Origin of the sequence: Tenggerimyces flavus (assembly GCF_016907715.1) — a bacterium.
Lineage (GTDB): Bacteria > Actinomycetota > Actinomycetes > Propionibacteriales > Actinopolymorphaceae > Tenggerimyces > Tenggerimyces flavus.
Genome location: NZ_JAFBCM010000001.1, coordinates 3,960,845 through 3,974,897 on the forward strand (window position 1 = coordinate 3,960,845; position 14,053 = coordinate 3,974,897).

Consider the following 14,053-nt stretch of genomic DNA (forward strand, 5'->3'; position numbering starts at 1 on the left):
GCCACATGGTCGCGCTGGCGCGCTCCGGAGCCGGGTGCTTGAACGTGGCCCCGACCACGGCACCCGGCTAGTCCGCAGCTAGTCCGCGGCGGCCACCCAGGACGAGGGGAGTGCCGCGAGCTCGCGTTCGTACGCGTCCGCGTCGGCCGCCCTGGAGTGCGCGTACATCAACGCGTGCAGCACATCCTCGCGGTCCATGCCCTCGTCGAGCAGCCGTTGCGCGGTTGTCCACAGCCCCTTCGGCTCGCCTTGCCATAGCTTCGAACTGATGATCGAATGAAGTGACCGGTGCTCCACGGCATCGGGAAGGGCCGCCAGATACTCCGGCGGGTGCTCCTCGTCGACCAGGGCCGCCACCTGGTCTTGGTTCGAGGCGTCGAAGTCGGAGTCGGGCATGCGAGCGAACGCGAACGTGCGTCGAGCGAAGACCTCGTCCAGGTCTTCGGTCTCGGGATCGACGTCACTGAGCAGCCGCTCGACCGCGATGCGTTCCGGGCTCCACCGGGACTCGTCGAGGAAGGCCTCTGCCGCGCCGCTCGTGAGCCCGGGCAGCGCGTCGAGGGTCTCGCGCAGTGACAGAGAGGAGAGATCGGTGCGGCGCGCGGCGTATCGCACCCAGGCAGGCACGACGACGTCCAACGAAGGGAGGTGTTTGGGGTTCAGCAGTCCGGTACGAGGCAGCCAGCCCATCAACAGCAGCTCGAGCTTGGGCGCGCTGACGCGGAGCACCCGGCCGTGGTCGGTCACGCCGAACTCGACCAGCTCGCGAGCGATGTCGGTCGCGGCCTCATGCGGCAGGTCCTTGCCTTCGGGTGAGGCGAGGAAGTCGTCGATGAGCTCGCGCTGGTCGTCCTCGGACCAGGTGGGCGCGTCGGGGACGACGCCGTCCGGCGGGAGGGAGCGGACGCGGGCCTGAGCGATCAGGCGGAAGCCGGCGAACTTCTCGTGCACGGGAGGGTCGGCGACCGCGTCGGTGAGTTCGAACATCGGCTCGACGAGGGCCCGCACGTACGCGGGATCGGGCCGGGTGAGCGTGATCCGTTCGTCCGCCTCGGCCTCCTTGGCGAGGTGCTCGACGAGACCGGTGCCGTCCTCGACGATCCACGCCTCGGTGACGAGGCCACCGATCGTGTGGTCGAGGAGCAGGAAGAGCGCGTGCGGTGGCTCGTCGGCGTAGCCGAAGCTCAGGACGAGCTGGCTGATGTCGCCGAGCTCGTGCTCGAGCTCGACCGCGGACTGGAAGCGGGCCTGGCCGAGCTGGTCGGCCCAGGGAAGGGCGTCGCTGACGTCGGACGCTCGGGCTGCGACCAGCGGGTTCGCGAGGTGCGCCCGGGCCTGGTCGGCGACGGGCGGGAGCCCGACGGCGGAGGCCGCGCGGAGGAACAGGTCGGCGTACGGTGCGGCGACCTCGCTGAGTCGGGTGACGAGCTCGTGACCAGTTCTGGTCTCGAAGTCCTCGTCGTCCGTCCCGGCTTCGGTGTTCCAGAGCGCGCCGAGCAGGCCGGAGACGTACGACTCCGCGCCGAGTGCGGACTCGGTCTTCATGATGTCCGGCGCGAGGTCGAGGACCGCGGTGAGCAGCATCTCGCCGGGGTCGTTCTCAGCTCCTGGCATGGTGTCCTCACGTGACCTGCGCTGCGCCCGGCGGCGATCCGACGGACGCTTGGAGTCGCGGCGACCGCGACTTTTCGGGCTCATGGACGAACGGGCCTCTCAGGTAAACGTCTGATGACTAACTGATCTTTGTCCGTATCGGCGGCTAGTCTGGCAGAGACATCACCGCTGGCATCGAGCTTAGGCATCGGAATAGCTCGTGCCAGCCCAGCGCTCCTTTGCTAGTGGCAGTGCCGCCACGCGTCCCGCGTTCTCTTCTCGATCTGCCACGGAGTCTTTGTGCGCACTCCCGCCGGTGCGTCCGGCGTGCCTCAGCTGTCCGGTCTCGTCCTCCTGCTCGGCTCGATCATCGCGATCGGCCCGATGTCCATCGACCTGTATCTGCCGGCGTTCCCGGGTCTGATCACCTCCCTGGAGACGACCGAGCCGATGGTGCAGCTCACGCTCACCGCGTGCCTGGTCGGCTTGGCGTCGGGCCAGGCGGTGATCGGACCTCTCTCCGACGCGATCGGGCGGCGACGCCCGCTGCTGGCCGGCATGGCGTTGTACGCGCTCGCCTCGGTGGCCTGCGCACTGGCGCCGACCGTCGAGATCCTCACCGCAGGTCGTTTCATCCAGGGTGTCGCTGCTGCCGCCGGCACGGTGATCTCGCAGGCGCTGGTCCGCGACCTGGTCGAGGGACCGTACGTCGCTCGCGTGCTGTCCCGGCTGCTCCTGGTCATGGGGCTGGCGCCGATCCTCGCCCCGACACTCGGCGGCCAGCTGTTGCTGGTCACCGGGTGGCGCGGGCTGTTCTGGCTGCTGGCCGGGTTCGGGGTGCTGATGACCGTGGTCGTCGCGGTGTTCGTCAAGGAGACCCTGCCGGTCGAGCGGCGTCACCAGGGCGGCGTCGCGGACGCGCTCCGCTCGTACCGCTCGCTGCTGCGCGACCGCCGCTATGTCGGATATGCCGCGTTGTCGATGCTGGGCTTCGTGGCGATCTTCGCGTACGTGTCCGGCTCGCCGTTCGCGTACCAGGAGGTGCACCAGCTCTCGCCGCAGCTGTTCGGGCTGATGTTCGGCATCAACTCGGTCGGCCTCGTCGCGGCGAGCCAGTTGAACGCGCGCCTGGTGTTGACGGTGTCGCCGTTCCGCATCCTGCTGCACGCGGTGCCGTTCATGGCGCTCGCGGCCGTGGCGCTGCTCATCACGACGGCGACCGGATGGTTCGGCCTGGCGGGGTTGACGGTGCCGCTGTTCGTGCTGATCTCCAGCGTCGGCCTGGTGCTGCCGAACGCGGGAGCGCTCGCACTCAACCGGCACCCCGAGTCGGCCGGCGCCGCGGCGGCGCTGGTGGGGACGATCCAGTTCGTGGTCGGCGCGTTCGCCGGTCCGCTGATCGGTGTGATGGCCAACGGCACCGCGGTGCCGATGGCGGTGGTGATCGCGATCGGCGCGTTCGGCGCGGTCGCCGTCGCCGGGCTGCTCGTTCTCGGCGACCGCCGGCGCGGGCCGTCCGTACCCGCCGCGCGGCACGAGTCGGCCGACCAGAACCCGCTCCCGGTCGAGCCGGTTCCGCTGCCGCACCAGCCCGACGGCGAGAACTCGACGACCAGACACGAGGCGGGCGCGGCAGACTAGGGGCCGTGCCTACCTGGGTGCTGCACGTCGACCTCGACCAGTTCATCGCGGCGGTCGAGGTGCTGCGGCGCCCGGAGCTGCGCGGCAAGCCGGTGATCGTCGGCGGCGACGGCGACCCGACGAAGCGCGCGGTGGTGGCGACGGCCTCGTACGAGGCGCGCGAGTTCGGCGTCGGCTCGGGCATGCCGATGCGTACGGCGGCGAAGAAGATCCCGGACGCGATCTTCCTGCCGAGCGACCCTCCCGCGTACGACGCCGCGTCCGCCGAGGTGATGGCGACGCTGCGCGAGTTCCCGGCCGTGGTCGAGGTGCTCGGCTGGGACGAGGCGTTCATGGGCGTCGAGACCGACGACCCGGAGGCGTTCGCGCGCGACATCAAGGACGCGGTGCTGGAACGGACGAAGCTCACCTGCGCGGTCGGCATCGGCGACAACAAGCTGCGCGCGAAGCTCGCGACGGGTTTCGGCAAGCCCGGCGGGATCTTCCGGCTGACCGCCGAGAACTGGTGGGAGGTCATGGCGGACCTCCCGACGAACGCGATCTGGGGCATCGGCGCCAAGACCCAGAAGAAGCTGACCGAGCTCGGCGTCACGACGGTGCTCGAGCTGTCGAGAACCGACGCGCATACCCTCGCCGGCCGGCTCGGTCCGACGATGGGGCCTTGGTACCGGCGGATGGCGCGCGGCGAGGACGCGTCGCCGGTGGTCGGCACGCCGTACGTCGCGCGTTCGCGCAGCCGGGAGACGACGTTCCAGCAGAACCTGACCGACTGGGACGCAGTGCGTACGGAGATCGTCGCGCTGTCGCGGCGGGTCACCGACGACGTGCTCGCCGAGGGACGGCCGGCGGTGCGGGTCGGCGTGAAGGTGCGGTTCGCCCCGTTCTTCACCCACACCCGAAGCGTGACGCTGGCCGGTCCGACGTCGGAAGCCGCGCAGATCGAGGCTGGCGCGCTCGCGGCGCTGGACAAGTTCGAGGTGAAGCCGGAGACGAAGGTGCGGCTACTCGGTGTCCGCGCGGAGTTCCCGACGCCGCCCGAGGAGACTGTCGACAGCGGTCGCGAGCAGGACGAGAACGGCGAGGCGTAGCGCGACCCCTTCCTGCATGCCGAAGCGAGCGTTTTCGCCTGTGCTGTAAAGGAGTCCGGCGACCACGCTGGCGGACGCGGCGACCGTGAGAATCAGTCCGGTGCCGAGCAGCAGGCGGCGTCTGCGCCACGCGCCCGCGGCCAGCGCGGCGAGGAGCGTGATGCTGAGACTCCCCAGCAGGACGGGGACGATGACGGTGATCCGCGGGAAGTACACGAGATCCGCCCACAGCGGCAGGGGAGCCGCGACGTCGGCGTACCTGGTCCCGACGAGGGCGCGTGGCATCGTCGACCAGGTCTGCTCGAGGAACAGCGCGGGTGCGGCGAGCACGTACCGCAGGCCCGACCGCCCTGCGTTCTCCGCGCCCCAGCGGCGCAGTTCCGGGCAGGCGCGGTACGCGACCGCGAAGCCGGGCATGTCCCACTTCTTGCCCTGCTCGGCGACGACGATCCGCTTCATGGCAGGGCAGTCGGGCATACCGAGCTTGGTATGGAAGACGTTCTCGACGCGCGGGTCGGCCAGCACCTGCAGGCGGAGACGGTAGAGCAGCGTCTCCTCGCGCAGCGTGAGTCCGGTGGCGCTCCACCCGGCGAACGTCTTGCCGACGGTCGGGGTGATCGCGACGGACCAGCCGATGCCGGCGATCAGCAGGCCGGCGGCGATCGCGGTGGCGAGCTGGCGCTTCCGTACGGCGCGCACGGCGAGGACGAGCGCGACCACGCCGACGAGGAGGACGAGCTCCGGGCGGACGAACGTCCAGGCGAACGCGATCACGACCAGCGCGACGAGCAGCGGGAGCTTGCCGAACCGCAGCCAGAGAAGGAGGAGCGCGAGGACGAGCAGGCCGAGGGAGATCGAGAGCGACTCGGAGAGGATCGCGAAGTCCCAGTTGGTGACCTGGGGGAGGAGTCCGAGCGCGAGCACGGTCGTCGTGGCGAGGACGCGGGCGACGAAGGTACGGAGCACGATCGCGAGCGCCACGGCGAGCGCGACCCAGGCGATCGTGCCGATCAGCCACTGCCCGAACGTCCGCGCGACGTCATCGGGAAACAGGGCATAGAACGCCGGCGCGCCCCACAGTCGTGGTGCGTGGCCGGTGAACGAGACGGGCAGGTAGGACGCGGTGTCGTACGCGGTGAAGACGCTGCCGCCGAACCAGATCTCCAGCCGCGCGGCAACGAACAGGCCGAGCGGGATGGCGAGAACGATCACGGTGGCAACGGCGCGCCGGGAGACAGAGCGAGCTCCACGCTGAAGCAGCACGGCCTCCTTCCACCCGTTGCCGGCCGCGCGCAACCCTATGCGATCAGTCGCAGACGATGCCGTCCTCGTCCGCGTCGCGGTACCAGCCGTACTCGACGTCCTCGCCATCACGGTAGCTGCCATAGCCGTGCGACTTGGCCTCGGCGCACGAGCGGAACTTGGGATCGAGGTCGTCGCTCGACGCGACCTGTGCGCCGACACCGACAGCGATCGTCGTCAGCAGCGCGGCGACTCCGGCCAGGATCGGGCCGGTCCGGAGCGCGACCTTGGTCCTGCTCTGGTGGCCGTCGGGCCGGCTGACCTGCCGATCGACAGAGACGTCTGGTGGATCATCCGCCGAGTCGGGCGGATCGAACGAGGGCATGAGAGGGCTCCATTTCCCCATCCCTGTGGCCACCGATGGTAGGTGGCCAGGGAGGGGCCGGTGGGTGGTTCGGAGGAAGTCGGCTACTCGCAGACGATGCCGTCGCTGTCGGCGTCGCGATACCAGTGGTATTCGGGGTCGCGGCCTTCGCGATAGGGGCCGTAGCCGTGGGACTTGGCTTCCTTGCAGGTGCCGAACCGGGGGTCCGTGTCAGGCGCGGGCTCGGGGTCGGGTTCCGGCTCGGGCGGCGGCTTCGGCTTGGGCTTCTTCGTCTTCTTCGGCGCGGGCTCGCAGGCCACGCCGTCGTGGTCGCCGTCGAGGCTGGAGCGGTAGCCGGGGTCGTCGCGGTGCAACGGTGCCTTGCCGGCCGCACGGACCGCGGCGCAGTTGACGTAATACACCGGCTTGGGCTTCGGCTTCGCCTTGGGCTTGGGTGTCGCCGTCGGCGACGGCACCTCGGCCAGTCGTGGCACCGGAACGGTCGGCGTCACGCTCACCGAAGGCGTCGGCGTGGGCGTCGGTGTCGACGATGGAGTCGCGGATGGAGTCGGCGACGAGCTGACCACCTCGCTCGATGCTGAAGGAGCCGGTGCGGCGCCGGGCGTCGTGGAGCTCGGATCGCCACCACCACTGGCGATTCCGGCGATGACGAGCACGCCGGTCACCGCTCCGGCCGCGATCAGGACCGAACGCCGGCGGCGGCGTGGACGTTCGTCCTCGACCCAGAAGTCCCAGCCGTACGGGGCCGGACCCCAGGCCGGATCGGGCTCCCAGCCCTCCGGTGGCATCCAGCCCTCCGGTGGTTGCGGCCAGTTCGGAGGCACGACAAAACGCATTGCCATAACGGGTGAACTCCCCCCAACAAGAGTGGAGCCACGATGGTAGGACCGCGAACACCCAGAGCGTGGGCGTTTGCACAAACAGTTACCCGCAGGCCTGTTGCCACCAGTTCGGCGGCCCGATGGGCGCGGCGGGCGCGGGGTTGCCGTTCGCCACGTTCGCTCCCACGATCAACATCACGGCGGCCAGCGCGAAGGCGAGATTGACCCGGTACCGGCGGCGGTGCAGGGAGCCATCGTCGAGCCAGAACGGCCAGCCGTACGGGGCCGGACCCCACGCCGGATCGGGCGACCAGCCCGGCGGCGGACGCCACCCGGCGGGCGGCGTGGGCCAGCCCGGAGGCGCGTTGAATCGCATGCCCATGAACCTCAACTCCCCCCACGAGAGCCTGCCTCGATGGTAGATCCGCACGCACCGAAAACGGCTCGCAATTCACCAACATCCCTTGAGATCCTGAACCCCAAGAGGCCACAGAGCTCGACGTCGATCAAGAGGAGGTGCGCCGTGCTCTAGCTACCCACGTAGACAGGAGCACCGCGATGCCGACTCGCAAACTGCTTTACCGCAGGCGTTTCCTCAACCGCCCGCGTCATCACACAGGTGCGCACGTGATCGCCCGCGTCGAGCTGGTGCAGTACAAGAAGAGCCCGTGGTACGTCGACAGCAGCCTGCGACTCGCCGACTGCTACCGCGTGATCGAGCTCGACTTCGAGATCCGCAACAAGACCGATGTGAAGAACGCGCTACACAAGGCGAAACTGCTCCGCGACCTGCTCGACGACTTCACCAAGTCGCTCGAGGACGCCGTCGAGCAGTGGGAGAACAAGCGCTGAGCAACGAAGGAACGGGCCCCGTCTCGCCGAGGGGGTGCGAGAAGGGGCCCGTTCGGTAACACCGCGCGCGGCGGGAGAGGTCCACGCGCGCCTCATCACACGTTCAGTCGATCAGGCCATCCGCGATCGACGTCGCCCGGTCGATCGGGATCGCGAAGCCGATCCCGATGTTCCCGCCGGACTGCCGGCCCAGCGTCGCGATCGCCGTGTTCACACCGACGACCTGCCCCGCGGAGTTGACCAACGGCCCGCCGGAGTTGCCGGGGTTGATCGCCGCGTCGGTCTGGATCACGGTCTGCCGTCGGCCGCTGTCGCCGATCGACGCCTGCCGCGACACCGTACTCACGATGCCGGCGGTGACAGTTCCTTCCAAGCCCAGGGGCGATCCGACCGCCAACACCGTCTCGCCGACCCGCAGCTGGGACGACCGGCCCAGCGTCGCCGGACGCAGGTTCGACGCCGACGTGCGCAGCACCGCGATGTCGTTCGCCGAGTCCGTGCCCACGATGGTGGCGGAGACCGTACGTTGGTCGGCCAACACCAGGCTCACCGACGAGGCATTCTCCACCACATGGGCGTTCGTCAGCACGTTTCCCGCGCTGTCCAGAACGAAGCCCGACCCCGTCGCCTGACCCCGCGACGAGCGAGCCCGCACCGAGACCACGCTCGGCAGCACGGCGGTGGCGGCGTCGGCGACGGAGCCAGGAGCGGTACGTGGAGCGGTGACCTGCGGCAGCTCCACCGCCCTGTCAACCGGAGCTTGCCCGTCCCGTCCGAGCACCGCCGCTGAGGCCGCTCCGCCAACCCCGCCGGCAAGAACGGCCAGCGCGATCGTTCCGAGAAAGGCCCGCCGCGAGCGTGGCGGGGCATCAACCACGCCCGCGGGGGTCGAGGGCGCCGGCCATTCCGGCGTCGGGGAAGGAGGCGGAACGGCGTGCCGCGGCGGCGCGAGGAAGTCCGGACCGCGAACCGGTGTTCCGAGGTGCTGGCTCATATCTCCTCCATGGGATTTCACGGCAGCCGGGCGAACCACAGCAGCGAGAACAGCCCGGCAAGTACGGCGGCGGCCAACGCCACCCCGGCCACGATCGACGTGATCTCGCGCGGCTCGGTCGTCCAACCGATCGACGACTCGAGGTCGGCGTACACGCTGGAGAGCTCGTCACCACTTGCTGCCTGGTAGAACGATCCGCCCGTGTCCGCGGCAAGACCTTCCAGCGAAGCCTCGTCGGCCGGCACCGGCAACGAACGGCCTTCCAGCTCGATCGAGCCGTCCGGCGTGCCGAACGCGATCGTCGACACCGGCACGTTCGCCGTCCGAGCCGCGGCAGCCGCCTCCTCGATGGGCCGGCCACTGGTGTTCGCGCCGTCGGAGAGCAGGATGATCCGTGCGGGCGGCGGATCCTCGGCCGACTGCGCGTCGAGGCTCGAAATGCTTTCCAGGCTGGAGAAAACAGCCTCGCCGATCGCCGTGCTCTCCGTGATCGAGAGCGTCTGCAACGCGGACGCGGTCGCCGCGTGGTCTGTCGTCGGCCGGGTCACAATCGTCGCCGTACGGGCGAACGACACCAGCCCGACGTTGAACTTCTCCGGCATGTTCTGCACGAAGTCAACCGCGGCTTGCTTCGCGACCTCCAGCCTGCTCGGCGAGACATCCGTCGCCATCATCGAGTTCGACACGTCGAACGCCACGATCACCGTCGCCCGTTCCCGCGGCACCCGCACCTCGGCGACCGGACGAGCGATCGCCAACGTCAGAACGACAAGCGCCGCGAGGAACGCGAACGCCGGCAGGTGTCGCCGCCAGCCGGGCCGCGTCGGGGCGACCCGTTCGAGCATCGGCAGAGTCGCGAACCGCACCGCATAACGAGAACGGCGTCGCTGCGCGAACACGTACGCGACCGCGAGCGCGGCCGCGACCAACAGCAGCCAGAGCCACAGGGGTTGCTGAAACGTCATCGGACGTTGGTCCTTCCTCCGGGTGGCCGTCGCGCGGCGGATCGCCGCCGAGCGGCGGCGAATGAGGCGACGTCGCGCACCCAGTCGCGATCGGTACGAAGCAACAGATGGGCGGCACCGGCAGAACGGAACGCCGCCTTTGTGCGCTCCCGATGGGCGCGAGCCGCGGCCGCGTACAGCGAACGGACCTTGCGCCGGCTGGTCTGCACCTCGCGGCGCCGCCCGGTCTCGGGGTCGACGAGCGTCAACAGGCCGACCTCGGGCAGGTCGAGCTCGCGCGGATCGACGACCTCGACCGCGATCACCTCGTGCCGCGCGGCCAACCGGCGCAGGGGAGTCGCCCACGACGGCGCCTCCGGGTCATCGCCCGGAGCCTCCAGGAAGTCCGAGGCGATGACCCGCAGGCCCGGCCGCGGATGGTCGCGATGCAGCCGCCCGATCGCCGCCGCCAGGTTGGTCGCCGGCTGTCCTGCTGGCGGGATGCGCGGCAGCGCGAGCAGCGTACGCAACGTGTTCCGCATCGCCGCACCGCCTGTGCGTGCGGGGATGCGGACGAGCTCGGACCCGTACGCGACCCGCACACCGAGCCGGTTGCCCGGCCGGTCCGCGAGCAGGCCGACCGCCGCGACGATCGCGACCGCGAGGTCGCGCTTCTCCGCCAGCGCCGTGCCGAAGTCCATGCTCGCGGACCCGTCGACGAGCGCCCACGTCTCGAGCTCCCGCTCGGACAGCGGCGACCGGACGTGCGGCTCCAACGAGCGCGCCGTCACGTTCCAGTCCATCCGCCGTACGTCGTCCTGCCCGGGTTGGTACGGCCGCGCCTCGTTCGGCTCCGAACCCGGCCCCGAACGCAGCCCGGTGTAGTCGCCGTGCATGAAGCCCTCGAGCCGCCGTCGAACCGCCAGCTCGAGTGACCGGAGCGCCCTCGACCTGTCGACGATGCTTGCCGGCTCGTGCTTCATGCCGCCGACCCGTCCCGCTCGTCCGAGGGAACGATCCGCGGCTGGGCCACCGACGCGAGCACCCGCTCGACCACCGACCGCGGGTCGACGCCGTCGGCCAGCGCGTCGAACGTGAGCACCAACCGGTGCGCCATCACGTCCACCGCGACGTCCGCCACGTCGATCGGGAGTACGTAGTCTCGCCCACGCAGCAAGGCCAAAGCCCGCCCCGCGGCAACCAGACCGAGGGTGGCCCGAGGCGAAGCGCCGAACTCCACGAGCTCGGCGAGGTCGCCGATCCCGTACAGCGCGGGCTCCCGCGTCGCATGCACGAGCCGCACGACGTACTCCGCGACCGCGTTGTGCACGAAGACCTCGTCGGTCGCGTTCTGCAGGTCGGCCACCAGTTCCGGCGACAGCACCGCATGCGCGTGCGGCGGCCGGACACTCATCCGCTGCAGGATCGTGAGCTCCTCCAACGGCGTCGGGTAGCCGACCGTGATCTTCAACAGGAACCGGTCCCGCTGCGCCTCGGGCAGGGAGTACACGCCCTCAGACTCGACCGGGTTCTGCGTGGCGAGCACGAGGAACGGCGTGGGCAGCTGGTTCGTGACGCCGCCGATGCTGACCTGGTGCTCCGCCATCGCCTCGAGCAGCGCCGACTGCACCTTCGCCGGCGCGCGGTTGATCTCGTCGGCGAGTACGAGGTGGGCGAACACGGGGCCGAGCTCGATGTCGAACGTCTCGGCCGACGGCCGCCAGATCCGCGTACCCATGATGTCGCCCGGCACGAGGTCCGGCGTGAACTGCAGCCGCGCGAACTTCCCGCCGATGACCTCGGCGAGCGTCCGTACGGCCAGGGTCTTCGCCACGCCGGGAACACCCTCGAGCAGGCAGTGGCCGCGGGCGAGCAGCCCGACGAGCATGCGCTCGACGAGATGGTCCTGCCCGACCACGACGCGCTTCACCTCGAACAGCGCGCGTTCCAGCAAGGCTGTCTCCGGGATGGGCTTGTCGGGACTGAGGTGGTGCGGCCGCTCCACACCGGCCGGAGCCGGTGCGGAGCTGAGCCGCGTGTCATTGACGGTCACGCCCGGCCCGCAGCGTTGGAGCTGTTCGGGGACTCCGGCTGCGCCGGCGTCTCTTCGCCCTGGCCGCTACCGCCCTGGCCGTCCTTCTCCGGGCAGTCCCGGTCATCGCGCGGCTGGGTGCCCTCGGTGCCGTTGTCCGGGGTGGTGTCGGGCGTGGTCTCGGGAGCGGTGTCGCCGGCGGTCGAGCCTTCGATCTGGACGTACGCCGACTCGCCGGAGCCGTCGCCCGTCCCGCTGACCGCGTACGCCACGCCGCCGAGGGCCACGGCGCCAGCGGCGCCGGCCAGCCCGACCGCGAGGAGGATGCGGGTCCGTCGGGTGAGTTGTGCCATCGTCGAATTCCTTCCGAGGGGGAGGTGGAGCTCACTCACCACATCAAGAAGGCGCGAAAACGGTCGGAAACCAGATCGAAAGTTCGACGAAAGCCCAGGCCAGGGATCCGACGCGGCGCCGTTACCTTAGGCATGTGCGACTGCTCGTAGTGGAAGACGAAGAGGGTTTGGTCAGTGCGCTGCGCACTGGTCTGGCCAGGGCTGGCTATGCCGTGGACGCGGCCGGCACGGGTGCCGACGCGATCGAGAAGGTGGCGACCACGGCGTACGACCTGCTGATCCTCGACATCACGCTGCCGGACATGACTGGCCTGGAGATCTGCCGGAGGTTACGGCGCGGCGAGATCGAGGCCGCGTCGGGACGGGACCTCCGCGTGCTGATGCTGACCGCTCGAGCCTCGTTGGCCGATCGGGTCCGCGGCCTGGACGAGGGCGCGGACGACTACCTGACGAAGCCGTTCGCGCTCGTCGAGCTGCTCGCGCGCATCCGCGCGCTGCTGCGGCGCGACGTCACCGCCGGCTCCGCGGTGCTCGAGGTGGGCGGGCTGCTCCTCGACAGCGCGCGGCACGCGGCGGCGCGGGACGGGCGGGAGCTGTCGCTGACGCTGAAGGAGTTCGGCGTTCTGCGTTACCTGATGTCGCGACCCGGGCACGTGGTCTCGGCGGAGGAGCTGCTGGAACACGTGTGGGACGAGAACGCCGATCCGTTCACTCAAAGCGTGCGCGTCACAGTGGGGACGCTGCGCCGCAAGCTCACGATCGACGGCGAGGACCCCTTGCTGGAGACCGTGATCGGCCGTGGATACCGGCTACGGGTGGAGACATGAGACTGCGTTGGTTGCCGCCGTGGATGCAGACCATCCGCTTCCGGCTTACGGTGACGTACTCGGCGGTGCTGTTCGGCCTTGCCGTGTTGGTGGTTGGTGGCGTGTACCTCGCCGTACGCGCGAACACGACCGCGTCGCCGCAGCCGCTCGAACCGTTCACGGTGAGCAAGGCGTACAAGAAGGACGGCCAATGGCACGTCAAGGAAGGCGAAGGCCAATCGTTCCAGGCCGCTGACATCGAGAACGTCGAAGCGTTCGTCAACTACCAGACGCTGGAGAAGCTCGGCACGTACTCGATCGCGGCGATCGGCGGACTGCTCGTCGCGAGCCTGGTGACCGGCTGGTGGCTGTCGGGTCGGGTGCTGCGTCCCATCCGCACCATCACCGCGACCGCGCAGGAGATCACCGCGACGGACCTGTCGCGGCGGATCAACCTGCAAGGGCCGTGGGACGAACTGCGCCGGCTGTCCGACACCGTCGACGACATGCTCGGTCGGCTCGAGGGCGCGTTCTCCTCCCAACGGCAGCTGGTCGACGATGCCTCGCACGAGTTGCGGAATCCGCTCGCGATCATCCAGGCGAACGTCGACGCGGTCCTCGCGCACGACGACGCGACCCCCGAGGCGCGGCAGCAGGCGTCGTCGATCGTGAGTCGCGCGATCGCACGGATGACCAACCTGGTCGAGGATCTGCTCGCCTCCGCTCGGCGTTCGTCGCCCGCGTTCGTGGACGTCGACATGGACCTGGCGCAGATCGCGAACGAGGCCGCGGAGGAGTACACGCTGATCGCGGCGTCGCGCGACCTGCGACTCGTGCGGCGGCTGTCGCCCGGACCGACGGCGGCCGGGGATCCGCAGGCGTTACGCCGTGCGGTCGACAACCTGCTCTCGAACGCGGTGCGGATGGCGCCGGGGGAGACCCAGCTGGTCCTCGCGGTCGGCAGCAAGGCCGGCTGGGCCTGGATCGCCTTGCGGGACGAGGGTCCTGGGATCTCCGAGGAGGACCAGGAGCTGGTGTTCGACCGGTTCTTCCGTTCCGACCGTCGCCCCTCGGGCGGCAGCGGCCTCACCGGTGAGCGGCGGGCTGGCCTGGGGCTGGCGATCGTGCGGCAGATCGTCGAGAGCCACGGCGGTACGGTCGCCGTGCACTCGGCGGTGGGAGTGGGGAGCACGTTCGTGCTGTGGTTGCCGGACCGTTCGCTGGCCGACGCCCACCACCGGCTGGGTACGGTGCCGAGCGACGACCCGCTGGGACCGCGCGTCCTCGTGTAGCTTCTGGCGG

Annotated in this window: 15 protein-coding genes; 5 read left to right on the forward strand and 10 right to left on the reverse strand. The window is 70.0% G+C overall.

What is annotated here, in order from left to right:
• Positions 1-78 precede the first annotated feature (78 nt).
• Entirely contained in the window at positions 79-1,614 is a 1,536-nt protein-coding gene (locus tag JOD67_RS18485) for a hypothetical protein (protein WP_205118854.1), read from the reverse strand.
• Between the two features lie 279 nt (positions 1,615-1,893).
• Here JOD67_RS18485 and JOD67_RS18490 point away from each other — a divergent pair, with 279 nt between their 5' ends.
• Positions 1,894-3,234: a multidrug effflux MFS transporter gene (locus JOD67_RS18490; protein ID WP_205118855.1), complete on the forward strand. Its 1,341-nt coding sequence runs from the start codon at positions 1,894-1,896 to the stop codon at positions 3,232-3,234.
• Positions 3,235-3,239: 5 nt separating this feature from the next.
• The gene (locus JOD67_RS18495; RefSeq protein ID WP_205118856.1) at positions 3,240-4,322 is read left to right on the forward strand and encodes a DNA polymerase IV; all 1,083 of its coding nucleotides are present in this window, start codon (positions 3,240-3,242) and stop codon (positions 4,320-4,322) included.
• Here the strand turns inward: JOD67_RS18495 and JOD67_RS18500 are convergent.
• The 4 genes from JOD67_RS18500 to JOD67_RS18515 all read right to left on the reverse strand — a co-directional run bounded on the left by JOD67_RS18500 (position 4,236) and on the right by JOD67_RS18515 (position 7,146).
• Positions 4,236-5,534 (reverse strand): hypothetical protein, encoded by a 1,299-nt coding sequence (locus JOD67_RS18500; protein ID WP_205118857.1) that lies wholly within the window; start codon positions 5,532-5,534, stop codon positions 4,236-4,238. The genes JOD67_RS18495 and JOD67_RS18500 overlap by 87 nt on opposite strands.
• A 94-nt stretch (positions 5,535-5,628) precedes the next feature.
• Positions 5,629-5,949 carry an excalibur calcium-binding domain-containing protein gene (locus JOD67_RS18505; RefSeq protein WP_205118858.1) on the reverse strand — a complete coding sequence of 107 codons (321 nt, stop codon included), beginning with the start codon at positions 5,947-5,949 and terminating at the stop codon, positions 5,629-5,631.
• A gap of 83 nt (positions 5,950-6,032) precedes the next feature.
• Positions 6,033-6,773: an excalibur calcium-binding domain-containing protein gene (locus tag JOD67_RS18510; RefSeq protein WP_307782442.1), complete on the reverse strand. Its 741-nt coding sequence runs from the start codon at positions 6,771-6,773 to the stop codon at positions 6,033-6,035.
• Between the two features lie 100 nt (positions 6,774-6,873).
• On the reverse strand, positions 6,874-7,146 hold the full coding sequence (locus JOD67_RS18515; RefSeq protein WP_205118860.1) for a hypothetical protein: 273 nt from the start codon (positions 7,144-7,146) through the stop codon (positions 6,874-6,876).
• Between the two features lie 182 nt (positions 7,147-7,328).
• On the opposite strand from JOD67_RS18515, the gene JOD67_RS18520 reads away from it, so the two are divergent.
• Positions 7,329-7,622, forward strand: coding sequence for a hypothetical protein (locus JOD67_RS18520; protein ID WP_205118861.1), 294 nt, complete (start codon positions 7,329-7,331; stop codon positions 7,620-7,622).
• A gap of 103 nt (positions 7,623-7,725) precedes the next feature.
• On the opposite strand, the gene JOD67_RS18525 is transcribed toward JOD67_RS18520, so the two are convergent.
• The 5 genes from JOD67_RS18525 to JOD67_RS18545 are packed head-to-tail and all read right to left on the reverse strand — an operon-like array spanning position 7,726 to position 11,945.
• Positions 7,726-8,616, reverse strand: coding sequence for a S1C family serine protease (locus JOD67_RS18525; protein ID WP_205118862.1), 891 nt, complete (start codon positions 8,614-8,616; stop codon positions 7,726-7,728).
• Positions 8,617-8,633: 17 nt separating this feature from the next.
• A complete protein-coding gene (locus JOD67_RS18530; protein ID WP_205118863.1) occupies positions 8,634-9,581 on the reverse strand; it encodes a VWA domain-containing protein in 948 nt (315 codons plus the stop codon).
• A complete protein-coding gene (locus JOD67_RS18535) occupies positions 9,578-10,543 on the reverse strand; it encodes a DUF58 domain-containing protein (RefSeq protein ID WP_205118864.1) in 966 nt (321 codons plus the stop codon). The genes JOD67_RS18530 and JOD67_RS18535 overlap by 4 nt, the downstream gene beginning before the upstream one ends.
• The gene (locus tag JOD67_RS18540) at positions 10,540-11,565 is read right to left on the reverse strand and encodes an AAA family ATPase (protein ID WP_307782744.1); all 1,026 of its coding nucleotides are present in this window, start codon (positions 11,563-11,565) and stop codon (positions 10,540-10,542) included. Before JOD67_RS18540 ends, JOD67_RS18535 begins: the two co-directional genes overlap by 4 nt.
• Positions 11,566-11,609: 44 nt before the next feature.
• Entirely contained in the window at positions 11,610-11,945 is a 336-nt protein-coding gene (locus tag JOD67_RS18545; protein ID WP_205118866.1) for a hypothetical protein, read from the reverse strand.
• A 134-nt stretch (positions 11,946-12,079) separates the two neighbouring features.
• Between JOD67_RS18545 and JOD67_RS18550 the strand changes: the two genes are divergently transcribed.
• Entirely contained in the window at positions 12,080-12,772 is a 693-nt protein-coding gene (locus tag JOD67_RS18550; protein WP_205118867.1) for a response regulator transcription factor, read from the forward strand.
• The gene (locus JOD67_RS18555) at positions 12,769-14,043 is read left to right on the forward strand and encodes a sensor histidine kinase (RefSeq protein WP_205118868.1); all 1,275 of its coding nucleotides are present in this window, start codon (positions 12,769-12,771) and stop codon (positions 14,041-14,043) included. The genes JOD67_RS18550 and JOD67_RS18555 overlap by 4 nt, the downstream gene beginning before the upstream one ends.
• The last annotated feature ends 10 nt before the right edge of the window (positions 14,044-14,053 follow it).